The 24,814-nt window shown below is 59.3% G+C and carries 22 protein-coding genes and 1 pseudogene; all 23 read left to right on the top strand.

The features are described from left to right. Positions 1-1,822, top strand: a pseudogene (locus ACM6IV_RS04055) (calcium-binding protein); the annotation flags it as partial. Between the two features lie 282 nt (positions 1,823-2,104). Further along, positions 2,105-2,878, top strand: coding sequence for a glucose-1-phosphate cytidylyltransferase (gene rfbF / locus ACM6IV_RS04050; protein ID WP_414868823.1), 774 nt, complete (start codon positions 2,105-2,107; stop codon positions 2,876-2,878). After that, complete coding sequence (gene rfbG / locus ACM6IV_RS04045; RefSeq protein WP_414868822.1) at positions 2,860-3,942, top strand: CDP-glucose 4,6-dehydratase; 1,083 nt, start codon at positions 2,860-2,862, stop codon at positions 3,940-3,942. The genes rfbF and rfbG overlap by 19 nt, the downstream gene beginning before the upstream one ends. Continuing rightward, positions 3,939-4,499: a dTDP-4-dehydrorhamnose 3,5-epimerase gene (gene rfbC, locus ACM6IV_RS04040; protein ID WP_414868821.1), complete on the top strand. Its 561-nt coding sequence runs from the start codon at positions 3,939-3,941 to the stop codon at positions 4,497-4,499. The genes rfbG and rfbC overlap by 4 nt, the downstream gene beginning before the upstream one ends. After that, entirely contained in the window at positions 4,496-5,722 is a 1,227-nt protein-coding gene (locus ACM6IV_RS04035; protein WP_414868820.1) for a methyltransferase domain-containing protein, read from the top strand. Before rfbC ends, ACM6IV_RS04035 begins: the two co-directional genes overlap by 4 nt. Next, on the top strand, positions 5,719-6,576 hold the full coding sequence (locus ACM6IV_RS04030; protein WP_414868819.1) for an NAD-dependent epimerase/dehydratase family protein: 858 nt from the start codon (positions 5,719-5,721) through the stop codon (positions 6,574-6,576). The genes ACM6IV_RS04035 and ACM6IV_RS04030 overlap by 4 nt, the downstream gene beginning before the upstream one ends. 48 nt (positions 6,577-6,624) lie before the next feature. After that, positions 6,625-7,359, top strand: a complete 735-nt coding sequence (locus ACM6IV_RS04025; RefSeq protein ID WP_414868818.1) for a cephalosporin hydroxylase family protein — start codon at positions 6,625-6,627, stop codon at positions 7,357-7,359. A 60-nt stretch (positions 7,360-7,419) separates the two neighbouring features. Further along, positions 7,420-10,335 carry a glycosyltransferase family 2 protein gene (locus ACM6IV_RS04020; protein ID WP_414868817.1) on the top strand — a complete coding sequence of 972 codons (2,916 nt, stop codon included), beginning with the start codon at positions 7,420-7,422 and terminating at the stop codon, positions 10,333-10,335. Positions 10,336-10,358: 23 nt separating this feature from the next. Beyond that, positions 10,359-11,360, top strand: a complete 1,002-nt coding sequence (pseB, locus tag ACM6IV_RS04015; RefSeq protein WP_414868816.1) for a UDP-N-acetylglucosamine 4,6-dehydratase (inverting) — start codon at positions 10,359-10,361, stop codon at positions 11,358-11,360. After that, positions 11,357-12,514, top strand: a complete 1,158-nt coding sequence (pseC, locus tag ACM6IV_RS04010) for a UDP-4-amino-4,6-dideoxy-N-acetyl-beta-L-altrosamine transaminase (RefSeq protein WP_414868815.1) — start codon at positions 11,357-11,359, stop codon at positions 12,512-12,514. Before pseB ends, pseC begins: the two co-directional genes overlap by 4 nt. A gap of 31 nt (positions 12,515-12,545) precedes the next feature. Next, a complete protein-coding gene (locus ACM6IV_RS04005; RefSeq protein ID WP_414868814.1) occupies positions 12,546-13,166 on the top strand; it encodes a pseudaminic acid biosynthesis-associated methylase in 621 nt (206 codons plus the stop codon). Then, positions 13,163-13,858, top strand: a complete 696-nt coding sequence (pseF, locus tag ACM6IV_RS04000) for a pseudaminic acid cytidylyltransferase (RefSeq protein ID WP_414868813.1) — start codon at positions 13,163-13,165, stop codon at positions 13,856-13,858. Before ACM6IV_RS04005 ends, pseF begins: the two co-directional genes overlap by 4 nt. Next, positions 13,855-15,360 (top strand): UDP-2,4-diacetamido-2,4,6-trideoxy-beta-L-altropyranose hydrolase, encoded by a 1,506-nt coding sequence (gene pseG, locus ACM6IV_RS03995; RefSeq protein WP_414868812.1) that lies wholly within the window; start codon positions 13,855-13,857, stop codon positions 15,358-15,360. The genes pseF and pseG overlap by 4 nt, the downstream gene beginning before the upstream one ends. Next, a complete protein-coding gene (pseI, locus tag ACM6IV_RS03990) occupies positions 15,353-16,405 on the top strand; it encodes a pseudaminic acid synthase (protein WP_414868811.1) in 1,053 nt (350 codons plus the stop codon). The genes pseG and pseI overlap by 8 nt, the downstream gene beginning before the upstream one ends. A gap of 227 nt (positions 16,406-16,632) precedes the next feature. Then, positions 16,633-17,559: a ketoacyl-ACP synthase III gene (locus ACM6IV_RS03985; protein ID WP_007920064.1), complete on the top strand. Its 927-nt coding sequence runs from the start codon at positions 16,633-16,635 to the stop codon at positions 17,557-17,559. An 88-nt stretch (positions 17,560-17,647) separates the two neighbouring features. After that, positions 17,648-18,937: a motility associated factor glycosyltransferase family protein gene (locus tag ACM6IV_RS03980; protein WP_414868810.1), complete on the top strand. Its 1,290-nt coding sequence runs from the start codon at positions 17,648-17,650 to the stop codon at positions 18,935-18,937. Next, entirely contained in the window at positions 18,934-19,200 is a 267-nt protein-coding gene (locus ACM6IV_RS03975; RefSeq protein ID WP_414868809.1) for a hypothetical protein, read from the top strand. The genes ACM6IV_RS03980 and ACM6IV_RS03975 overlap by 4 nt, the downstream gene beginning before the upstream one ends. Before the next feature lie 243 nt (positions 19,201-19,443). Then, positions 19,444-20,295 (top strand): flagellin domain-containing protein, encoded by an 852-nt coding sequence (locus ACM6IV_RS03970; protein ID WP_123376257.1) that lies wholly within the window; start codon positions 19,444-19,446, stop codon positions 20,293-20,295. Positions 20,296-20,367: 72 nt separating this feature from the next. Then, complete coding sequence (locus ACM6IV_RS03965; RefSeq protein ID WP_414868808.1) at positions 20,368-20,724, top strand: flagellar protein FlaG; 357 nt, start codon at positions 20,368-20,370, stop codon at positions 20,722-20,724. An 82-nt stretch (positions 20,725-20,806) separates the two neighbouring features. After that, entirely contained in the window at positions 20,807-22,264 is a 1,458-nt protein-coding gene (gene fliD, locus ACM6IV_RS03960; RefSeq protein ID WP_414868807.1) for a flagellar filament capping protein FliD, read from the top strand. Positions 22,265-22,393: 129 nt separating this feature from the next. Beyond that, positions 22,394-22,789, top strand: coding sequence for a flagellar export chaperone FliS (gene fliS / locus ACM6IV_RS03955; protein ID WP_007966231.1), 396 nt, complete (start codon positions 22,394-22,396; stop codon positions 22,787-22,789). A gap of 10 nt (positions 22,790-22,799) precedes the next feature. Next, on the top strand, positions 22,800-23,096 hold the full coding sequence (locus ACM6IV_RS03950) for a flagellar protein FliT (RefSeq protein WP_414868806.1): 297 nt from the start codon (positions 22,800-22,802) through the stop codon (positions 23,094-23,096). A 172-nt stretch (positions 23,097-23,268) separates the two neighbouring features. Beyond that, a complete protein-coding gene (locus tag ACM6IV_RS03945) occupies positions 23,269-24,744 on the top strand; it encodes a sigma-54 dependent transcriptional regulator (protein WP_007920053.1) in 1,476 nt (491 codons plus the stop codon). Positions 24,745-24,814: the final 70 nt, after the last annotated feature.

Raw genomic sequence — 24,814 nt, 5'->3', positions numbered from 1 at the left:
TACCGTGGCCTACACCGACAGCGCTGTGGGTATGAACATCAACCTGAAAACCGGCGTTAACTCTGGGATCGGTGCGGGCGATACCTACAACAGCATCGAAGCCATTCGCGGGTCGAACTTCAATGACATCATTTTTGCTGACAGCCGGGTGTTTGCATTTGATGGTGCCACTGGTTTCGACACGGTCGACTACTCGGCTTCTGCCGAAGCAGTCAACGTCGAGATTCGTCCGGGTACCAGTGTGGCGGGCAGCGGTGGCGATGCGCAGGGCGATACCCTGACCAACATCGATAAAGTTGTCGGTTCGGCATTCAACGACACTTTCACTGCAGCGGCCATCAGCTACGCGACTTTCGAAGGCGGTGCCGGTGATGATGTCTACTTCGTCAACGGTGGTGGTGTAACGATCATCGAACAGGACGGTGGTGGTAACGACGAGATTCGCGTCAGTTGGAATACTCACACCATGGCGGCCAACGTCGAGCGCATGACCTACACCGGGACGGTCGCGTTTACCGGTTATGGCAATGCTGGCGACAACATCATCACCGGTGGTATCGGTAACGATGTGCTGTTCGGCGGTGGTGGTGCCGACCAGTTCTTCGGCGGTGCGGGCATGGACACTGTGTCCTATGACGACAGCACCGTGGGCGTCAGCATCAACCTGAAAACCGGCGTCAGCAGCGGCATCGCGATGGGCGACACCTACAACAGCATTGAGGCGATCACGGGTTCCAGGTTCAACGACATCTTTGTCGGCAGTTCCGCTGCACTGGCACTCAATGGCGGGACCGGTATCGATATGGTCAGCTATGAGTCTTCGGACAGCGCAGTGACCATCGACCTGAAGACCAACGCCAACGCTGGTGATGCCGCGGGGGACACCTTCGCCGGGATCGAGATTTTCCAGGGTAGCCAGTTCGCCGACACGTTCCTGGGTTCGATTGCCAACGACAACTTTGTTGGCGGTGCGGGTGCCGACGTGTTCGACGGCCGGGAAGGCATCGACACGGTCTGGTACGCCAACAACGCCACCGCCGTGACTATCAATCTGCAGTCCGGCGTCAGTCAGGGTGGCGATGCCGAAGGTGACGTATTCATCAATGTCGAGAGCCTGATCGGAACAAGCTTCAATGACACGCTGAGCGGCAACGCTGCCGCCAATGGTCTGGAGGGTGGTCTGGGTAATGACGTCATCTATGGCGGGGATGGCAACGATGTCATCTATGGCAGCCTGTACACCCAGCTCGGGCCGTTCGCCGTGAATGTCGCAGCGGGTGGGCCGCAGGCTGACCTGCTGTATGGCGGCAATGGCGACGACATAATCGTTGGCGCGCCGGATGACCGGGGCACCCAGGCCTTTGGTGAAGCCGGCAATGACACGATTACCGTGGTGCACGGCATGGCCGACGGTGGCGAGGGTAACGATGTGCTGACCGGTACCGGTACCGGTTTCTCGCTGTTCGGCGGCGCCGGCGCTGACAAGCTGATTCTGCAGAACGCCGGCTCGGCGTTTGGCGGCGAAGGTGATGACACCTACACCGTCACCAGCGGGAGATTGGTGACTATTCAGGATGATGGCGTCAGTCAAGGCGACACGTTGGTCCTGGCCAACATCAACGCTCAGCAACTGCTGTTCGATCGCGTTGGCAACGACCTTTTCGTGCACCAGTACAGTGTTTTTGAAGGTCAGACTCCCGAGGAAGGCGTACGTCTGAAGGACTGGTTCGCCGGTTCCGCCACTATGGACGTTATCAAGACGGCTGACGGCCAGTACATCGGCCTGCCCACCAGCAATGATGCGTTCAACATGTTCGGCTGATCGTTGAATCAGGCACCTTCGCGCAGGCAAGAAACGTGAAGGCGTTCGTTTGACGTTCGAAGAGGGGTTGACCCGGTTTGCATGAACCGGATCAGCCCCTTTTTCGTGTCCGCTGATTGGCTCTGCGAGCTGGCGCGTTTCCTGCAAGTCCCCCTCAAATCGCCATAAAACGAGCGCTAGCGGTCATCCCACCGGCGCCCGGACCGGCAAACGGTTGAGCCAGATGGCCCGCATAGCTCAAGAAAGCTGCGCGCAGCCCGGTGACGAACAAGAGGGGAGACGATGAAGGCAGTTATTTTGGCGGGTGGCCTCGGCACGCGCATCAGTGAAGAGTCGCACCTCAAGCCCAAGCCGATGATCGAGATCGGTGGCAAGCCAATTCTCTGGCACATCATGAAGCAGTATTCCGCTCACGGAATTCACGACTTCGTGATCTGCCTCGGCTACAAGGGCTATGCGATCAAGGACTTCTTCGCCAACTACTTCCTGCACACCTCTGACGTCACCTTCAACATGCGCGAAAACCGCATGGACGTGCACCAGAATTACAGCGAACCGTGGAGCGTCACCCTGATCGACACCGGCGAGGAAACCATGACCGGTGGCCGGCTGCTGCGTGCCGGCCGTTACCTCCAGGATGAAGAGGCGTTCTGCTTTACCTATGGCGATGGCGTGTCCGATCTGAACATTCGCCAGTTGGTCGATTACCACAAGGCCCATGGTCGACTTGCGACCGTCACCGCTGTGCAACCACCGGGTCGTTACGGGGCGCTGGAGCGGCAGGGTGATCAAGTCCTTGGCTTCACCGAAAAACCCCGTGGTGATGGTGGCTGGATCAATGGCGGCTTTTTTGTGCTGTCGCCGAAAGTGCTGCCGTACATCGCGGGCGATGAAACCACTTGGGAAGCCGAGCCTTTGGCCCGTCTGGCTCAGGATGAGCAGCTCAAAGCCTTTGAACACGACGGTTTCTGGCAGCCAATGGACACCCTGCGCGACAAGAACCACCTCGAAGCGCTGTGGCAGAGCGGGGAGGCCCCATGGAAGCAATGGGCCTGAGTGCGGATTTCTGGCGCGGCAAACGCGTCCTCGTCACCGGACACACCGGTTTCAAAGGCAGCTGGCTGACCCTGTGGCTGCAAAGCCTCGGCGCGCAGGTCAGTGGCTTCTCCCTGGATCCATCGACTGAACCGAGCCTGTTCGAACTGGCGCGCGTGCACGAAGGCATCAACGATCAGCGCGGTGATCTGCGTGATCTTGGCGCCTTGCTGGAAATCATTGCCGACACCGAGCCGGAGATTGTTCTGCACCTGGCCGCTCAGCCGCTGGTGCGCGAAGGCTATCGCGATCCGTTGGGGACTTACTCCAGCAACGTCATGGGCACCCTGAACCTGCTTGAAGCGATTCGTCAGGTCGGTTGCGTGCGCGCCTGCGTGCTGGTGACCACCGACAAGGTCTACGCCAACAAGGAATGGCTGTGGCCGTACCGCGAAGACGAAGCCCTCGGTGGTCACGATCCTTACAGCAGCAGCAAGGCTTGCTGTGAACTGCTCGCACAATCTTATGCCGCGTCGTTTTTTCCGGCCGACAAGTACGCCGAACACGGTCTGGCCCTGGCCACGGCGCGTGCCGGCAACGTCTTGGGCGGCGGTGATTTTGCCCCTGAGCGGCTGATTCCCGACGTGCTCAAAGCGTGGACGGCAGATGAGCCGGTGACCTTGCGCTACCCGCAAGCCGTGCGCCCGTGGCAACACGCGCTGGAGCCGCTGGCCGGTTACCTGCAACTGGCCGCCGGCCTCTACGAGCAAGGCGCGGAATACGCCGGGGCGTGGAACTTCGGCCCGGGTGAAGCGGACATGTGCAGCGTTGGCGAAGTGGTCGAACTGCTTGCCAGCCGCTGGCCGCAGGCGCGTGGTCTGCGCATCGAAAAAAGCGAACTGCACGAGGCCGGCCTGCTGCGCCTGGACAGCAGCCGTGCACGTCAGGTCCTTGGCTGGCAGCCGCGCTGGACGTTGCAGCAGTGCCTGACCCAGACCCTCGACTGGCATCTGGCCTGGCAGCACGGCGATGACATGCGCACCGTCACCCTCGGCCAATTGAATCTGTACCGAGGCGCGCTGTGAGCGAGTTTTCCCTGAAGGCGTTGCCGCTGGCCGGGTTGTTCAGCGTCCAGCACAAGCGCTTCGAAGATCAGCGCGGGCACTTCGCCCGGCTGTTCTGCGAAGGCAGCCTGAGTGCGTTCGGCAGTGAATTCCATATTCGCCAGATCAACCATTCCTGCACCCGCGAGAAGGGCAGCGTGCGCGGATTGCATTATCAGAATGCCAACGCCCCGGAAGCCAAACTGATCACCTGCCTGCGCGGTGAAGTGTGGGACGTGGCGGTGGATCTGCGTCCCGACTCCGAGACCTTTCTGCACTGGCACGCCGAGCACCTCAAGGCCGACGACGGTCGCAGTCTGTTGATCCCGGCCGGCTTCGCCCACGGTTTCCAGACGCTCACCGAAGACGCCGAATTACTCTACCTGCACAGCGCCGATTACGCGCCGGAGCACGAGGGCGGGCTGTCGGTGAACGATCCACGGCTGGCGATTGCCTGGCCGTTGCCTGTCAATAATTTGTCAGCGCGTGATTCCAGCCATCCCGCGCTCGATCAACACTTTGCTGGAGTGCGTCTATGAACTGCCGTGGGTGCGCCGCACCGCTGAGCCTGCCGCTGATCGACCTTGGCACCTCGCCACCGTCCAACGCCTATGTGCACGCCGATCGTCTTGAACAGGCTGAGCAGTGGGTGCCGCTGAAGGTCGCCGTGTGCCAGCAATGCTGGCTGGTACAGACCGAGGATTACACCAGCGCCGACAGCCTGTTCGACGCCGAGTACGCCTACTTCAGTTCGTTCTCCAGCACCTGGCTGGCCCATGCCGAGCGCTATGTCGCCGAGATGGTTGAGCGCTTTGGTCTGACTGCCGACAGCCGTGTGGTTGAAGTCGCTGCCAACGATGGTTATCTGCTGCAGTACGTGGCCGGTCGTGGCATCCCTTGCCTGGGTGTCGAGCCGACGCGCAGCACTGCACAAGCGGCACGCGAAAAAGGCCTGGAGATTCGTGAGCTGTTCTTCGGTCGCGACACGGCTGCGCAATTGAAAAGCGACGGCTGGGGCGCTGACCTGATGGCGGCCAACAACGTGCTCGCGCATGTGCCGGACATCAATGATTTCCTCGGTGGCTTCGCGATGCTGCTCAAGCCGACCGGCGTGGCTACGTTCGAATTCCCGCAACTGCTGACACTGATGGCCGGCGCACAGTTCGACACGCTGTACCACGAACACTATTCGTACCTGTCGCTGACTGCCGTGCAGACCCTGTGCGAGCGCAATGGTCTGGAAGTCTTCGACGTCAGCCAACTGACCACCCACGGCGGGTCGCTGCGGGTGTTCGTCCAGCGCAAGGACGGCGAGCGCCGCGCGGTGCAGCCAGCGGTGCAGCAACAGTTGCAAGCCGAGCAGGATGCCGGAGTAAAAACCGCCGAGTACTACGCCACCCTCGCGCCCGCCGCTGAACGCATCAAGCATGAACTGCTGCGCTTTCTGCTGCAGGCCAAGGCTGACGGCAAGCGAGTCGTTGGCTATGGCGCGGCGGCCAAGGGCAACACCTTGCTCAATTACGCCGGGGTCAAACCCGACCTGCTGGCCTGGGTCGCCGATGCGAACCCGCACAAGCAGGGCAAGTTTTTGCCGGGCAGTCGGATTCCGATCGTTGCGCCGGCGCAAATCGATCTCGAAAAGCCGGATTACGTGTTGGTGCTGCCGTGGAACCTGCTGCACGAAGTCAGTCAGCAACTGGCGCAAGTGCGTCAGTGGGACGGCCGCTTTGTGATCGCCGTGCCTGAGTTGAAAGTGCTGTGAAGGTTCTCGTTACCGGCGCTACCGGTTTTGTCGGCCGCCATCTGGTGGCGGCATTGCTGGCGCGTGGTTGTGAAATCCGCGCCGTGGCGCGCAACGCAGAAACGGCGCAAGGCATGCCGTGGATCAACGACGTCGAGTTTGTGAGTGCGGATATTCACGCCGCCGATCTCGATGTCGCTGCGTTGACCGCGGGTATCGATGCACTGGCGCATCTGGCCTGGCCGGGCCTGCCGAACTATCGGGCGCTGTTCCATTTCGAACACAACCTGATGGCCGATTACCGCTTTATCAAAAGCACGGTCGAGGCGGGCGTGCAGCAGGTGCTGGTGACCGGCACCTGTTTCGAATACGGCATGCAAAGCGGCCCGCTCAGCGAAAGCACTGAGCCACAGCCGAGCAACCCTTACGGTCTGGCCAAGCACACGCTGCACCTGTTTTTGCAAAACCTGCAGCAGCAACAGCCGTTCACCTTGCAGTGGGCGCGCCTGTTCTATCTGCATGGCGAAGGGCAGAACCCCAATAGTTTGCTGGCCGCACTGGATCGGGCGATCGATGTCGGTGAGCCGTCGTTCAACATGTCGGCCGGTGAGCAACTGCGGGATTTTCTGCCGATTGAAGACGCTGCCGGGTACCTCGCCGCGATCTTGCAACAACACGACTTCGACGGCGCGATCAATTGCGCCAGCGGTCAGCCGGTTGCGGTCAGAACACTGGTCGAGCAACGCCTGCGCGAGCGCGGCGCTTCGATCGATTTGAATCTGGGGCATTACCCCTATCCGACGCACGAGCCCTTGGCATTCTGGGCCGTGGTCGACCGATTACAACAGTTGCTCGAGGCGCAGCGCATCAACTGATGCACCTCCAGGCGTGACTATCAAATGACTTTTCAGTGAGACCGGACAATGAGCGATAACCTAATCAAAGCCTTCGAGGCGGAGTGCCAGGCTGAAGTGACTGCCCAAGGCCAGGACAAGGACTTGAAGGCGCTGGCCCAGGAGTTCTACAACCAGTCGGCCAGGCACAAATACACCTACCACTTCTCGTGGATGGGCCGTCCGATCATCCAGTTGCCGCAAGACATGATGGCCATGCAGGAACTGATCTGGCGGATCAAACCGGATCTGGTGATCGAATGCGGTATCGCCCATGGCGGTTCGATCATCTACTACGCCTCGCTGCTGGAGCTGCAGGGTCACGGCGAAGTGCTGGGCATTGATCGCGATATCCGTGCGCACAACCGCGAGGCCATCGAAAGTCATCCGATGATCAAGCGCATCAGCATGATCGAAGGCTCGAGCCTCGATCCGGCGGTGGTCGAGCAGGTACGTCAGGCGGCGGCCGGCAAGAAAGTCATCGTGGTACTCGACTCCAACCACACCCACGAGCATGTCCTCGAAGAGTTGCGTCTCTACGCACCACTGGTGTCGGTCGACAGCTATTGCGTGGTCATGGACACGGTGGTCGAAGACATGCCGGCCGATGCCTTCCCGGATCGTCCGTGGGGTCCGGGTGACAACCCGAAAACCGCGGTCTGGGCCTACCTGAAAGAGAACCGTGATTTCGAAATCGATCAAGCGATGCAAGACAAGCTGCTGATCACCGTCGCGTCGGACGGCTATCTGCGCCGGGTTCGTTAAGTCAATCAACACCATCATCAAAGTATTTATCGGGCGGTTTCGCCGGTTGTGGGAGAAGTTATGCAAGGCAATTACGGTTCTGAACACGCGCTGCCACTGAGCGAGTTGCTGACGGTGGTGTTGATTACCCATAACCGTCCGGCTTTTTTGCGCCGAGCGCTGAAGTACTACAGCACCCTGCCTTGCAAAGTCCTGGTACTGGACTCTTCTCCCGAGCGCCCGGAAGGTGATTTTTCGGCGGTCGACTATCAGCATCTGCCGCAATTCGCCTACTGGGGCATGCAGGCCAAACTGACCTATGGCGTTGCGCAACTGACCACGCCTTACATGGTGTTTGCCGCCGATGACGACTTCATCCTCCACGAGTCGCTGGCTGAATCGGTCAACTTTCTGGAAGCGAACCGCGATTATGGTTTGTGCCACGGCTACTGCCTGATGTACCTGGCGCTGGCAGGCAGCGTCACCTACTACCGCCGCGACAAGAAAATCTGCGAAGACTACGCCTCAGAGCGCGCCGAGGATCGTGTCCTCGATTTCATGCACCAGTACGTGCCGCCGTTCTACGGCGTATGCCGTACCTCGATCATTCAGGACTGGTACGCGGCATTGCCGGCGGGCACCAGTTTCGAATGGCAGGAGATCGGCCACACCTATTACCTGCTGGCGAACGCCAAGGCGCGCATCCTGCCGATTCCGTATGTCGTGCGCGAGATCAACGCCGGGTTCTCCGACCACAACACCGAGGTGTATCACGCGCTGTCATACACCGATGCCAAGTCGGTGGCCGAACGGGAAGCCTTCGCCGAATTCCTCGCGTCGCTGCCGACGGGTATCACCGATCTCGACCAGGCGCAGCGCAAGGCGTTTGCCCTGGAAAGCTTCGCGGCCATGACCGACAGTCTCGTCACCGGACGGGCGTTGACGGCCGAGCCGATTTTCGAGTCGACCTGGAACCCCCTGACCAAGGCGCCGGAGCGCAAGTTCGGGCCACGGCAATATGTCGAGATGCCGTTCTACAACCAGCGCTTTTTCGACTTGCTGACCCAGTTCGAGTTTCTGCTGCACGCGATGCCGGCCGGTCGTATCCAACTGGAAAAGCTCGAAGGCATCTGGACTCGGCAAGAGTACCTGCTGCAGTCGCGTAATAACGATACCGCGGAAAGTGTCCTCGACCGTTTGTGGCAGGCCCATGACTGCAATATGTTCAACCGTCGTGTGGTCAAGCGTCTGGCCGAGCAACTGCCAGTGCTCGACGAGGAAGATCAAGCGCAGGAAATGGCTGCATGGGCGGCACGTCTTGACGCTGTATCGAACGTCGAGCACTACCCGGTTTTCAACAAGATGCGCTCAGGCCGTTTGCTCGACTGGATGGCAGCCCGCAAGCCGGACACCGAACAGGTCGGGTTGGTTGCCGCGCATCTGGCGGCGAACAATGGCGGACCACAATTCGGCATTTTCCTGGTGGATCTGGACAACGACGTCGACAAGCTGCAAGTCACCCTCGACAGCCTCGTCGAAGGGCACAGCAAAGCTTTCAAGATCGTGGTGTTCACCACGGGCGAACCGCAGACTGCCACCACCGCGCAGAATACCTTGCACTTCGTCCGGGTCACGCCGGGCAATCTCGTCGACAAACTCAACCAGAGCGCCGCGCAGTCGCCATGCGACTGGTTGCTGCTGGCCAACGTGGGCGATGAATTCACCGCCGGTGGCCTGTTGCGCGCTGGTCTGGAATTGATGTCGGCCAGCGGTCTTCGCGCGGTGGCCACCGATGAAATCCAGCGTACTGAAGACGGTGCGCTGGTGGACGTGTTCCGCCCAGGTTTCAACCTCGATTTGCTGCAAAGCGTTCCATCGCTGATGGCGCGCCACTGGCTGATTCGACGAGACGTTTTCCTTGAAGTGGGCGGCTATCAGGCCGATTTCAGCAAGGCGCTGGAGTTTGACCTGTTGTTGCGCCTGATTGAGCAGGGCGGTCTCGGCGGCCTGGCACACCTCGACGAGCCGCTGCTGATCACCCAGGCCGCTGCACGGGAAGAGAATGCCCATGAGCGCCTGGCGTTGCTGCGTCACTTGGGCAATCGCGGCTACAAGGCCAAGGTCACTTCGGCACTGCCAGGTACCTGGCAGGTCGATTATCGTCATACCGAACTGCCAATGGTGTCGATCATTGTGCCGGCCAGTGATGACCTGCCAGCGTTGCGCCGTTGCGTGGAGGGCGTGCTGCTCAGAACCCGCTACAGCCGATATGAATTGCTGGTGGCGGCCAACCCGAATCAGTCGGCGGCGGTCAACGATTGGCTGGGTCAGTTGCGCAATCCTCGAGTCAATGTCTTGCGTGCCGATCAGCCGCTTGGTGAGGTGGCGTTGTACAACGCCGCCAGCGAGCAGGCGCAGGGTGAGTACCTGGTGCTGCTGGCCACTGACAGCGAGGTGGTTAACCCGAACTGGATCGACTCGTTGCTCAACCAGGCCCAGCGTCCGGAAGTCGGCATCGTCGGTGCCAAACTGGTCGATCGCGACGGCAAGATTTCCCAGGCCGGTTTGATTCTTGGCTTGAACGAGGGCGTGGGATCGGCGTTCATCGGCGAAAAACACGCGGCTGAAGGTTACATGCAGCGTTTGGCCGTCGAGCAGAATTACTCGGCTGTGTCGAAGGTTTGCCTGATGGTGGGCAAAGAGCTGTTCAACGCGCTTGGCGGCCTGGACGAAGTGACGTTTGCTGACGGTTTCAGCGATGTCGACCTGTGTCTCAAAGCCGGTCAGAACGGTTTCCTCACGGTGTGGACACCCTCGGTGCAAGTGCTGCATACCGGCGCGTTGCCAGAGGCCCCTGAAGCACTGGCGGCACTCCGTGAGAAATGGAGTGATGCCTTCGCGCAGGATTCGGCTTACAACGCCAACCTGGCCCTGAACGGCAAAGGTTTTACCTTGGCCGAAAACAGCTCGATCAATTGGGCACAGTTGCTCGCCTAAGCGTGCCGGACAGGAATCAACCTATGTTCAACGGTAAATCGATCTTCATCTCCGGCGGCACCGGCTCGTTCGGGCGTAAATTCATCGCCCGTCTGCTTGAGCAATACCAGCCCAAGCGCGTGGTGGTGTTCTCCCGTGACGAGTTGAAGCAGTACGAAATGCAGCAGACGTTCAACGCGCCGTGCATGCGTTATTTCATTGGTGACGTGCGTGACGCCGATCGTCTGCGTCAGGCCATGCGCGGCATCGACTACGTGGTGCATGCCGCGGCGTTGAAGCAAGTGCCGGCGGCGGAATACAACCCGACCGAATGCATTCGCACCAACGTCAATGGCGCGGAAAACATCATCGCCGCCGCCATCGACAATGGCGTGAAAAAAGTTGTCGCGCTGTCTACCGACAAGGCGGCCAGCCCGATCAATCTGTACGGCGCGACCAAGTTGCTTTCGGATAAATTGTTCGTCGCCGCCAACAATATTGCCGGCGAGCAGGAAACCCGTTTTGCCGTGGTGCGCTACGGCAATGTGGCGGGCTCGCGTGGCTCGGTGGTGCCGTTCTTCAGCAAGTTGATCGCCGACGGTGCTCAGGAGTTGCCGATCACCGACGAACGCATGACGCGGTTCTGGATCACCCTCGACCACGGTGTGCAGTTCGTCCTCGACAGCTTTGCGCGGATGCACGGCGGTGAAGTGTTCGTGCCGAAGATCCCGTCGATCCGCATCGTCGATCTGGCGCGCGGCATGGCTGAACATCTGCCGCACAAGAACGTCGGCATTCGTCCCGGCGAAAAGCTGCATGAGTTGATGGTGCCGCTGGACGATGCGCGGATGACCCTCGAGTTCGAAGATCACTACACCATTCAGCCGTCGATCCGCTTTACCAGCGTCGATGTCGATTTTGCCGTCGATAAGGTTGGCGAGCGTGGCCGGCCGGTGAGCGAGGACTTCGAGTACCGCTCCGACACCAATCCGCATTTCCTCTCGGTCGGGCAAATCGCCGACCTGCACGCGAAGCTCTCGGTATGATTCCCTACGGTCGGCAGAGCGTCGATCAGGCGGACATTGACGCGGTCGTCGAGGTGTTGCAATCGGACTGGCTGACCCAGGGACCGACCATCGAGCGCTTCGAGCAGGCGATGGCCGAACGGTGCCAGGCGGATTTCGCCGTGGCGGTGTGCAACGCCACGGCAGCGTTGCACATTGCCTGTGTGGCGGCAGGGCTGGGGCCGGGCGACCGTTTGTGGACGACGCCCAACACGTTTCTCGCCTCAGCCAACTGTGGACGTTATTGCGGTGCCGAGGTTGATTTCGTCGACATCGATCCGTTGACCTGGAACCTTGATGCCTTCGCCCTCGAGGCGAAACTCGATCAGGCCGAGCAGGACGGCACTTTGCCGAAAGTGCTGGTGGCCGTGGCGTTCTCCGGGCAGAGCTGCGACATGCGCAAGATTGCCGAACTGGCCGAGCGCTACAACTTCACCGTGATCGAAGATGCTTCTCACGCTGTCGGTGCGTCGTACGCCGGGCGCCCGGTGGGTTGTGGTGAGTTCGCGGCCATGACGGTGTTCAGCTTTCATCCGGTGAAGATCATCACCAGCGCCGAAGGCGGCATGGTGCTGACCAATCGCCCGCAGCTGGCCGAGCGCTTGCAGCGTCTGCGCAGCCACGGCATGACCCGCGATCCGCAGCAGATGACTGAACCCGGCCATGGTCCGTGGTACTACCAGCAGATCGAACTGGGCTTCAATTACCGGATCACCGATTTGCAGGCCGCGTTGGGTTTGTCACAACTGGGCAAACTCGACGATTTTATCGCCCGTCGCCGCGAGTTGGCGGCGCGCTACGATCGCCTGCTGACGTATTTGCCGGTGACGTTGCCAAGCCCTCAGCCTGAGGCGCAATCGGCCTGGCATCTGTATGTGATTCGCTTGCAGACCGATCGCATCAGCCTCAGTCACCGTCAGGTGTTCGAAGGCTTGCGTGCCGCCGGGATCGGCGTAAACCTGCACTATATTCCTGTGCACCTGCAGCCCTACTACCGTGATCTGGGGTTTGCCGAGGGCGATTTCCCCGAGGCCGAACGTTATTACGCCGAGGCGATCAGCCTGCCGCTGTTTCCGCTGCTGAGCGATGAACAGCAGGATTACGTGGTCGAGCAATTGTGTCGGCTGACCGAATAATTGCCGCTGAGGCAATGGATGAGTATCTGCAATGCGTCAATTGAGTGAGCAGGAAAAATTCTGGCAGGGCGACTTCGGTAACCAATACGTCGAACGCAATGTGGGTGAGCCGCTGGTGGCGGCGAATCTGGCGTTGTTTGCCAAAGCGCTGAGCCGCGCCGCTGGCATCGAGAGCCTGGTCGAACTGGGCACTAACGCCGGCAACAATTTGCAGGCGTTGCATCAACTGCTGCCCCGTTGCCAGCTGTTCGGCGTCGAGATCAATGACAGCGCTTGTGCTCAGGCACGGGCGTTGGACATTGCACAGATCTGGCATGGCTCGCTGTTCGATTTCCCGCGCGAGCGCCGCTACGACCTGACACTGAGTAAAGGCGTGCTGATTCACTTGGCTCCGGAGCTGTTGCCGACCGCTTATGCGCAGTTGTATGAATTGAGTCAGCACTACATCCTGATCGCCGAGTATTACAATCCGGCACCGGTGGAAGTGTCCTATCGTGGCAACACCGGCAAGCTGTTCAAGCGCGATTTCGCCGGTGAAATGCTCGATCGCTACCCAGATCTGCACCTGCTGGATTACGGTTTCGTCTATCACCGCGATCCGCAATTCCCGGCAGACGATGTCACCTGGTTCCTTTTGGAAAAACGTCCTTGAGCAACGTTGCAATCATCCCGGCCCGTGGCGGCAGCAAACGCATCCCGCGCAAGAATCTCTTGCCATTCGACGGCGTGCCGATGATTGTCCATTCGATTCTTACTGCGCTGGATTGCGGCTTGTTCGATCAGGTGGTGGTCAGCACCGACGATGCCGAAATTGCTGATGTGGCGCGAGCCCATGGCGCGCAAGTGCCATTTTTGCGCCCGGTTGAACTGGCCGACGATTACACCGGTACGGCGGCAGTGATCGTGCATGCCTTGCAGCAGTTGCCGGCGTTCGATTACGCCTGCTGTGTGTACGCCACGGCGCCGTTGTTGCAGCCACGCTATCTGCGCCAGGGAATCGAGTTGCTGGAGCAGCATCCAGACAAGTCTTTCGCGTTCTCGGTGTGCAGTTTCGGGTTTCCGGTGCAGCGTGCGCTGACGCTGGACGGGCAGGGTGCCTTGACCGCGTTGTATCCAGAATTTCGCAATACGCGTTCGCAGGATTTGCCCGAAGCATTTCAGGACGCCGGTCAGTTTTACTGGGGGCGCAGCGATGCGTGGTTGCGCGGTGAAGTGGTTTATTCGCCAGTCAGTCTGCCGGTGATACTGCCGCGGCATCTGGTGCAGGACATCGACACGCCCGAAGACTGGAAGCGCGCCGAGTACCTGTACGCCGCACTCAAGGCTGGCGGAGAGCTGCAATGAGAGTGCTGATTCGTGCCGACGCCTCGCCAACCATCGGCAGTGGCCATATCGCCCGCTGCCTGACGCTGGCGCGAGTGTTGCGCGGGCAGGGCAGTCATGTCGCCTTTGCCTGCCGGCAATTGCCGGGGCATCGGCTCGATATGCTGAGCGCCGAAGGTTTTGAAACTTTTGCGCTACCTGATCGATATCCCGATGAAGACCCGCAGCAAGCCATCGAATCAATGCTGCCGTGGCAGGCCGACATCGATGCATTGGATCTACAGTTGGCCGGTCATGCCGAATTCGACTGGGTCATCGTCGATCACTACGGCCTCGACCACCACTGGCAAACCGCTGCCCGGCGTTGGGCGCAGCGCATAGCGGCAGTGGACGATCTGGCGACCCGGCGCTACAGCGTTGATCTTTTACTCAATCAGAATTTGTCCGGCCTCAGCGAAAACTACACACCGTTGCTGCCTGAGGGTTGCCGCACGTTGCTGGGCCCGCGCTATGCCATGCTGCGTGAAGAGTTCAATTGCCCGGCCATCGAGATCAAACCCTCGGCTCGCCGGGTACTGGTGAATTTCGGCGGTTTCGATGCGGCGATGCAGACTCACCACGCAATGCTCGCTCTGGCCGATTTCCACGAGTTGCAAGTGGACTTTGTCGCCGGTGCCGACAACCCGGCGTGGGCGCCGATGCAGGCCTTGGCCGAGACGCGGCCGAACTGGCGTCTGCACAGTTTTGTCACTGATTTCTACCAACGCATGAGCGAAGCCGACCTGTTTATCGGCGCCGGTGGCGGCACCAGTTGGGAGCGTGCGGCGTTGGGCTTGCCGACGATTTGCATTGCGGTGGCGAACAACCAGCAGGTCAACGGAGAGGCCATGGCCGCAGCGGGGGCGCATGTGTTCATGGGCGCTCGCGAGCAGGTCAGCGTCGAGCAGTTGCGTGATGCCGTCGGTTTTGTCATGAGCAATCATTTTTTGCGGCACAGCCTGGCCGAGCGCTCACGACAACTGGTCGACGGTCGCGGTGCCGCGCGCGTAGCGGCAGCGTTGGCCGGCGCGGTGCTCAAGCTGCGCCCGGCGACGCTGGACGATGCGCAGTTGCTGTTCGAGGGGCGTAATGCCGAAGCGGTGCGGCGCTGGTCGCCGGAGACGGGTGCGATCGATTGGGGGCAACACCTCAACTGGCTGACGGCAAGTTTGCGTAATCCGCAGCGGTTGCTATTGATCGCCGAGGCGGACGATGGCGCCGTCGGTGTCGTGCGTTATGACCTGCGCGGATTTGAAGCCGAAGTTTCGATCTACTTGCTGCAAGGGCGTTTCGGCCTCGGCTGGGGCAGGGCACTGTTGACCCGTGGTCAGGCATTTGTTGCCGCACACTGGCCACAACTGACGGTCATCAACGCCTGCGTCCTGCCGGACAACCGGCCCTCACTGAATGTGTTTCGTGACGCCGGGTTTACCCAAGGGGCCTGTGCGTTCACTCGTATGTTGAAGGATCACGCCCATGACTAGTTTCAAGATTGGCCACCGCTCGATCGGTGCCGACGCGCCGCCCTTTATCATCGCCGAGATGAGCGGCAACCATAACCAGTCGCTGGACGTCGCCCTGCAAATCGTCGAAGCGGCGGCCAGGGCCGGCGCGCATGCCTTGAAGCTGCAAACCTACACCGCCGACACCATGACCCTGGATCTGGCCGAAGGCGAGTTCTTCATCAAGGATCCGGGCAATCTGTGGGCGGGTACTTCGCTCTACGATTTGTATGAAAAAGCCCATACACCGTGGGAATGGCATGCGCCGATTTTTGCCCGCGCCAAGGAACTCGGCATGCTCGCGTTCTCGACACCGTTCGATGACAGCGCTGTGGACTTTCTCGAAAGCCTCGATGTGCCGGCCTACAAGATTGCCAGTTTCGAAAACACCGATCTGCCGTTGATCCGCCGTGTCGCCGCCACCGGTAAACCGCTGATCATCTCCACCGGCATGGCCAGCATCGCCGAACTGGATGAAACCGTGCGCGCCGCCCGCGAAGCCGGCTGCAAGGACCTGGTGCTGCTCAAATGCACCAGCACCTACCCGGCGACACCGCTCAACAGCAACGTGCGCACGATCCCGCATCTGCGGGAATTGTTCGGTTGCGAAGTGGGGCTGTCAGATCACTCGATGGGCGTCGGCGTGTCGGTGGCGGCGGTGGCGCTTGGCGCGACCGTGGTGGAAAAGCACTTCACCCTCGACCGTTCAGCAGGTGGCGTCGATGCCAGTTTTTCCCTGGAACCGGCGGAAATGGCCAGTCTGGTGATAGAAACCGAACGCGCCTGGCAGGCCATGGGCCAGGTGCATTACGGCGTCACAGAGGCTGAACGCAAGTCGCTGGTCTATCGCCGCTCGCTGTATGTCACGGCCGACATGGCCGCCGGTGACACCTTTAGCGGGGACAATCTGCGCGCCATTCGCCCCGGTCTCGGTCTGCCGCCCAAGCACTCCGAGGCTGTTCTTGGCCGCCGCGCGCGCGCACCCATCAAGCGTGGCACGCCGCTGGACTGGTCGTTGGTCGAATAACCCAATCTGCACCGATTCGGCAAAATAGCGTGACCTGCGAGTCATAACGCGCATCTTCACTGTATTGTATTGATCGGGGAGATGGCGCCTGGCTCGTTTTCGATTCCAGTGATAGCCCTTTGCGCTCCCCATGGCTGCCCGTTGTGGCGGCCGTTTTCTGTTTGTCGGCGCCCCTCGAAAATCCTTGCGAGCGGTGGTCTTGGGCTGTTTTTTATTGGGAAGCCGTAATGATTGGCATAAAAAGCATTGCGAGCTACGTTCCTGTAGCCGGCGTGGACAATTACGCACAAGGTGCAAAATTCGAGAAGGATGAAGAGTTCATCCTTGGCAAGATCGGTTCGGCGTTCCTGCCGCGCAAAGACGCTGAACAGGAAACCTCCGACCTGTGCGTGGAAGCGGCCAATGCGCTGTTTGCCAGCAACCCTGATCTGAAGCGTGAATCGATCGATGCCTTGATCGTCGTGACCCAGAACGGTGACGAAGAAGGCCTGCCGCACACCGCTGCGATCGTGCAGGACAAACTCGGTCTGCCGACCAACGTGGCGGCGTTCGACATTTCCCTGGGTTGCTCCGGTTATGTCTACGGCATCTACGCGATCAAAGGCTTCATGGAAGCCGCCGGGCTGAAGAATGGCCTGCTGATCACCGCTGACCCGTATTCAAAGATTGTCGATCCGGAAGACCGCAACACCACCATGCTGTTCGGCGATGCCGCCACCGCCACGTGGATGGGCGAAGATCCGACCTGGGCGCTGGGCAAAGCCAAGTTCGGCACCGACGGTTCCGGCGCACCGCATTTGAAGGTGACCGATGGCGTGTTCTTCATGAACGGTCGTCAGGTCTTCAACTTTGCACTCCTCAAGGTCCCGGCACACTTGCATGAACTGCTGGATGACTCCGGCCTGAAGGCTGATGACATTGATGCCTTCTGCATTCACCAGGGCAGCGCGGCGATTGTCGATGCCGTGGCGCGGCGCTTTGAAGGCGAGCCGGAGAAATTCATCAAGGACATGGTCGAGACCGGTAACACCGTGTCGTCGAGCATCCCGCTTCTGCTGGAAAAACACGTCATTGATTCCGATTGGCAGCGTATTGCGCTGAGCGGGTTTGGTGTCGGTCTGTCGTGGGGCTCGGCGATCATCTATCGCCCTTGAGCCAGGGTAAAAACGGCGGATACAAAAATAGCGTTCAAGGTTAACCTTGAACGCTATTTTTTTGCCTGAAGAGGGAGCGCGAGGCGCCATGAGCGAGTTTTTTCAAGCCAATGCCCAGGTGTTGCAAAGGCGCTGGCCGGCGCTGTTCGAGCGACTGATGGCAGAAGACAGTGCGGCGGTCCAGGCCGAACTGGTGCAGGGGTTGGGTTCGACGCTCAGCGTCAATGGTGTTCAACTCACCAGCCGCCATGACCGCATCCATGAAGCCCGGATTCAGGCGGCAAGCCTGGCGGACAAGCCGCAATTGCATGTCTACGGTACCGGCCTCGGCGATTTGCCCAGCGTGCTACTGGAGCGCGAAGGGCTTGAGCATCTGTACGTGCACATTCTCAATGGCGCGCTGTTCGCGTTGGTGGTGCAACTGCTTGAACAGCGGCATTGGCTGGAAGATCCGCGCGTGCAGTTGTTCTACGCTGGCGACCTGTCAGACATTTGCTCGCCGTTTTTTGCCTTGCCAGCCGAGATGCTGCTGGCCGACGACTTCAACGCGAAAATCCGTGATCGCCTGGTCAATGAAGTCCATCTGAGTTTCAACAACCTTGAATTCGATGTGCAGTCGCCGTTCATTCAGCAGCGTTTGCAAGACTGTCTGCCGGTGCTGCTCGGCGACGACGATGTGACGCAATTGTTTGGCACCTGCGCCGAACGGGACATTTACGTGATTGCCACAGGGCCAACGCTCGAAGGCCATTTCGCGCGACTGGCAGCGGTGCGCGGGCAAGCGGATCGACCGTTGTTCATCTGTGTCGACACGGCTTATCGGCCCTTGCGTGAGCACGGTATCGAGCCGGATCTGGTGGTGACCATCGATCAACGCATCAGCTTTCGGCACCTGCCATTCGAAGCGTCCGAAGGTATCCCGCTGGTGTACTTGCCGATGAGCGATCCCGAGGTACTGCGCGCGTGGAAGGGCAAACGTTACGGTGGCTATTCGGCCAGTCCGGTGTATGCGCAATTGCGTGAAGAGTATCCGCGTGGAGAGTTGCATGTAGGAGGCAGCGTGATTCACCCGGCGGTGGATCTGGCAGTGAAAATGGGCGCGCCCCGCATCACTCTGTTCGGCGCTGACTTCGCCTTCCCGATGAATAAGACCCACGCTGGCTGGAATGATGGCGAGCTTGGGCCGGGGGTGAGTCAGGCGCGGCATTGGGTGCGCGACGGGCATGGCCAGCGTGTCAGCACCCAACTCAACTTCCGTGGGTATCTGTGTGTGCTGGAGCGTTACATCGCGGCGCATCCGCACGTTCAGTTCTTCAATAGCAGCAGGGCAGGCGCACTGATTGCCGGGACGCAATTCAACCAGGAGTTCGTGCAATGACGGCGCTGGAAAAAAGCATTGGTGAATGCCGTCAGTGTGCAAGCCTGTTTCGGCTGGGGCGGGATGTCGAGGCAGCGCTGAGCATGGTCGATGTGTTTGAAGGTGCGCAGCAGTTGCTGCTCTCGGCGTCTGCAGATGTCCGGCAGATGTGGGCGCAGGTACTCACGCAAATGCTCGATTGTCAGGAGCGCCAGGATTGGTTGGGGCTGGCTGATTATATGGAGTACGAACTGATCGAGTTGCTGGAAAGTGTCCCGGCCTGAAGACAGGCGGCAGCACTGGCCCGCAGGTTTGCGCCATGGTTGGTTTTATGACGTCATTTTTACGTGGCTGAGGGGCGGCTAAGCCCTTGTTTTCTCAGGGGTGGCCGGGTGATGGCAAAATTTTTTCAAAAAGCCCTCAAGCAACCTGCCAACCCGACGATAACTATTACGAAGGTTCTCTAGGCCATACCCGGCGGTTGCCAGGGCCGGAAGCCGCAGTACCCAACCAACGAGGAATTCGTCATGGCTTTAACAGTAAACACCAACACCACATCGTTGAACGTTCAGAAAAACCTGAACCGCGCTTCCGACGCTCTGTCGACTTCGATGCAGCGCCTGTCTTCCGGCCTGAAAATCAACAGCGCCAAAGACGACGCCGCTGGCCTGCAGATCTCCACTCGTATGCAATCGCAAATCCGCGGTGGCAACCAGGCTATCCAGAACGCCAACGACGGTATCTCCGTTGCTCAGACCGCTGAAGGCGCTCTGCAAGCTACTACCGACATCCTGCAGCGTATGCGTGAACTGGCTGTTAAAGCACGTACCGGCACTAACGGCACTGCTGACCAGAAAGCGACCAACAAAGAATTCGCCGACATGTCGGACGAAATCACCCGTATCGCAGCTTCCACCAACCTGAACGGCAAAAACCTGCTGGACGGTTCGGCGGGTACTGTGACTCTGCAAGTTGGCGCAAACACCGGTACTGCTAACCACATCGACCTGGTACTGAGCTCCAAGTTCGACGCCGTCAGCCTGTCCGTGGACAAAGGCACTCTGGCTCTGACCGGTACTGACGCTGCTACCGCCGGTAGCAACATCGACAACGCTATCACTGCAATCGACGCTGCTATCGCTGCGATCGGTGATACCCGTGCCAGCCTGGGTGCTTCGCAAAACCGTCTGACCAGCACCATCTCCAACCTGCAGAACATCGTTGAGAACACCACCGCTGCACAGGGTCGTGTACAAGACACCGACTTCGCCGCAGAAACTGCTAACCTGACCAAGCAGCAAACTCTGCAGCAAGCTTCCACTTCGGTTCTGGCTCAAGCCAACCAACTGCCTTCCGCTGTACTGAAACTGCTTCAGTAATTCGGAATGAGTTTGGGCGGGAGGGTGCGCTGGTCGTGCTCTCTCGCCTTTTTACGTTAGGAGGTGATGAGCATGGACATGAGCGTCAAGCTTAACCAGTCTTATCCGGCTCCCAAGCCAGTAACTCCGGTTGCTGACAAATCGTCAGAAACGCCTAAGGTTGCCAAGCCTGAAGCTCCGGTCGCTGCCAAGAGTCAGGATACGGATGATGCCAAGTTGAAGCTGGCGGTGCAGGAGATCGAGAAGTTTGTCCAGTCGATCAAGCGCAATCTGGAGTTCTCTATCGACGAACATTCCGGGAAGGTCATCGTCAAGGTGATCGCAAGCGAGACGGGTGAGGTCGTTCGACAGATTCCCTCCGCTGAGGCTCTCAAGCTGGCAGACAGCCTGGCCAATGCAAGCCACGTGTTGTTCGACGCCAAAGTCTGATAGCTGGCATGAATAATGTTTGTCCGTTCTCAGGATGCGTGTAACGGTCAAAAGAATGGCAACAATCTGAAGGGAGATGCACATGGCAAGTCCAATTCTACCGGGTTCCGGACTGGGTTCCGGCCTGGACATCGGTGCGATCGTCACTGCATTGGTCGATGCCGACAAGGCACCGAAGCAGACGCAGATCGATACTGCGACGAAAGCCAACACGCTGAAAATTTCCGGTATCGGTTCGTTGAAGAGTGCACTGACTGCGTTCCAAACGGCGATGACCAATCTGAGCAGTAAGACCAACCCTGCATTTGCCGGTTTCACCGCGACTTCCAGCAATACGAACCTGAGCGCCACCGCCGACAGTTCCGCGGTCTCGGGAAGTTACAATGTCGTTGTAACGCAGTTGGCTACAGGCTCGAAAATCGCCAGTGCCTCTTTCGCCGGCGGCGCCTCCAGTGCCATTCCGAGTGGTACCCTGAAAATCAGTCAGAATGGCACTGATTACAATGTCGACATTCCTGCCAATGCCACGTTGCAGAGCACCCGCGACGCCATCAACAAGGCTCAGGGCGCCAACGGCATTTCCGCCAACATCGTGACCGACAGCACCGGTGCTTCGCGTCTGGTGATCAGTTCGAGCAAAACCGGCGAAGGCTCTGACCTCAAAGTCAGCGGTATTGCCGGTCTGGAAATCGATGGTACCCAGCCGATGGGCACTAGCCCGGCTGCAGGTGCTTCAGGCGCCGTCAACGGCGTTGCGATGAACGCCAAGTTGACGATCGACGGCCTTGAAGTTACCAGCAAAAGCAACACGGTGACCGGCGCAATCAGTGGTCTGACCCTGAATCTGACGACTGTCAGTGAGGGCACGCCGCCGAGCAAGCCGACAGTTGTCGGCGTGGATGCCAACACCAAAGGTCTGCAAGCCTCGATTCAGTCGTTCGTCGACGCTTACAACACCTTGAAGACCACCATCGATACGCTGTCCAAGGCGACGCCGGATGCCGATGGCAAGCTGACCGTGCAAGCGGCGTTCACAGGCGACGCGATGCCGCGCGCACTGATTGCCGATATCCGTGGCGAGTTGACGGCGAAGGGTGCGGGTGGTCCGTTGGCAGTGCTGTCGCAGTTGGGTGTGATGACCGACCGCAACACCGGTAACCTGACGTTTGATACCAACGCATTCACCAAAACCATGGCCCAGCCAGGCATGACTGGTCAGGTTCAGCAGTTGTTCACGGGTACCGACGACAGCAACGGTCTGTTGGCGCGCATGAGCAAAGCGGTGGACCCGTATCTCAAGCCAGCTGCAGGTGGTATTACCGGTAGTGGTTTGCTTGATCAACGCATGGCCATTCTCACCAAAAACACCAAGAGCCTGACCGAGCAGCAACTGGCGCTGGATTTGCGTGTGGCCAACCTGACCAAGACGTTGACTGCAAAATACAACGCCATGGACTTGCTGGTGGGGCAGATGAAAGCGACGGCGAGCAGCATTACCTCGTTCTTCACCTCGCTGAACGCTCAGCAGTCCGCGAAGTAACACGAGGGCATGACAAAAACCCGGCTACGCTTTATCGGCGTGCGCCGGGTTTTTGTCTTTTGATCTAAAGTTCTGTGATTCGTTGGCGATACACTGGATATACGAGTCATTGTGGCAATGAGGTAGAACATGAATCCGATGTTAGCCCTTCGGCAGTACCAGAAAGTCGGCGCGCATGCACAGACGTCCGAAGCGAGCCCGCACCGTCTGGTGCAAATGTTGATGGAAGGCGGCCTGGAGCGTATCGCTCAGGCCAAGGGCGCGATTGAGCGCAAAGATATTCCAGCCAAGTGCACGGCCATCAGCAAGGCCGTTGGCATCATTGGTGGATTGTGTGAAGGCCTGGATCTGGAAAACAGCGCTGATTCGGTAGGTGAGCTCAACCAGCTCTACATCTACATGATGAAGCGACTCGCCGAGGCCAACGTCAAGAGCGATCCGAAGATTCTCGACGAAGTTGCCGGCCTCCTGCGCACTGTAAAGGAAGGCTGGGACGGTATTGCTCCACCAGGCCCGCAGTTTTAAGGAGATCACCATGAGTCTTGTATTGCAGCGAATCGCCGATACCCGTGAAGCGTTGGTGACTGCCCTCGGCGAGCGCAATTGGGAGGCCATTGGCGAGCTGGATCTGGCTTGCCGTTCCTGCATGGAAGACGTCATGGCTGAAGCTGCGCTGGATGAAGTCGCGTTGCGCGACAACCTTGAGGAGTTGCTCCACGTCTACAAGGACCTGCTTGAGGTGGCCATGGGTGAGCGGCAGGCGATAGCCAACGAGATGTCGCAGATCACCCAAGCGCAGAAGGCGGCAAAGGTTTACCATCTGTTTGGTTAATTGACCTCCAGTTAATCCAGGCATGTGCGCCATAAATTTGACTGTGCACGGTTTTTTGACTTAACTAGTGGCTGTTTTCAGATTTCAGGCGTCTACAGGCACATGGTGTCCTGCAAGCGTCTCGCTTGCCCCTAATTTCGGGCATTGAGTTGACTAGGGAAGTTGCTATTGCATGTGGCGTGAAACCAAAATTCTGCTGATCGATGACGATAGCGTTCGCCGCCGCGACCTGGCGGTGATTCTGAATTTTCTCGGCGAAGAAAATTTACCCTGCGGCAGCCATGACTGGCAGCAGGCAGTCGGCTCTTTGTCGTCTAGTCGTGAGGTCATTTGCGTACTGATCGGGACCGTTAATGCTCCTGGTGCGCTTTTGGGCTTGCTAAAGACACTCTCGACCTGGGATGAGTTCCTTCCGGTTTTGTTAATGGGCGATAATTCTTCCGTTGACCTGCCTGAAGACCAGCGTCGCCGGGTGCTTTCGACCCTCGAAATGCCACCCAGCTACAGCAAATTGCTCGATTCGCTGCACCGTGCCCAGGTCTATCGCGAGATGTATGACCAGGCCCGCGAGCGCGGTCGTCATCGCGAACCCAACCTGTTCCGCAGCCTCGTCGGCACCAGCCGTGCGATCCAGCACGTGCGCCAGATGATGCAACAGGTTGCCGACACCGATGCCAGCGTGCTGATCCTCGGCGAATCCGGCACCGGCAAGGAAGTGGTTGCGCGTAACCTGCATTACCATTCCAAGCGCCGCGACGCGCCGTTCGTGCCGGTCAACTGCGGGGCGATCCCGGCAGAACTGCTCGAAAGCGAATTGTTCGGTCACGAGAAGGGCGCCTTCACCGGTGCGATCACCAGCCGTGCCGGCCGTTTCGAACTGGCCAACGGCGGTACGCTGTTCCTTGACGAAATCGGCGACATGCCGCTGCCGATGCAGGTCAAGCTGCTGCGCGTGCTGCAGGAGCGCACCTTCGAGCGCGTGGGCAGCAACAAAACCCAGAGCGTCGACGTGCGCATCATCGCCGCGACCCACAAGAATCTCGAAAGCATGATCGAGATCGGCACCTTCCGCGAAGACCTCTACTATCGCCTGAACGTGTTCCCGATCGAGATGGCGCCGCTGCGTGAGCGCGTCGAAGACATTCCGTTGCTGATGAACGAATTGATCTCGCGCATGGAGCACGAGAAACGCGGTTCGATCCGCTTCAACTCGGCGGCGATCATGTCGCTGTGCCGTCACGGCTGGCCGGGCAACGTCCGCGAGCTGGCCAACCTGGTCGAACGCATGGCGATCATGCACCCGTACGGGGTGATCGGTGTGGTCGAACTGCCGAAGAAATTCCGCTACGTCGACGACGAAGACGAGCAAATGGTCGACAGCCTGCGCAGCGATCTCGAAGAGCGTGTGGCGATCAACGGCCATACGCCGGACTTCACCGCCAACGCCATGCTGCCGCCGGAAGGCCTGGACCTGAAAGATTACCTCGGTGGTCTCGAGCAGGGGCTGATTCAGCAGGCGCTGGATGATGCCAACGGTATTGTGGCGCGCGCGGCTGAACGCCTGCGTATCCGTCGTACGACCCTGGTCGAGAAGATGCGCAAGTACGGCATGAGCCGACGCGATGGAGATGAACAGGCGGAGGATTGACGCCTGTTTTTCAACTGCTTCATTTATAAGCAGTTTTTTTTCGGCACGGGTATTGCTACAGCCCTCGCAA

Source organism: Pseudomonas sp. IT-347P (assembly GCF_949768005.1).
Lineage (GTDB): Bacteria > Pseudomonadota > Gammaproteobacteria > Pseudomonadales > Pseudomonadaceae > Aquipseudomonas.
This window is presented reverse-complemented; position numbering and strand designations above follow the sequence as displayed.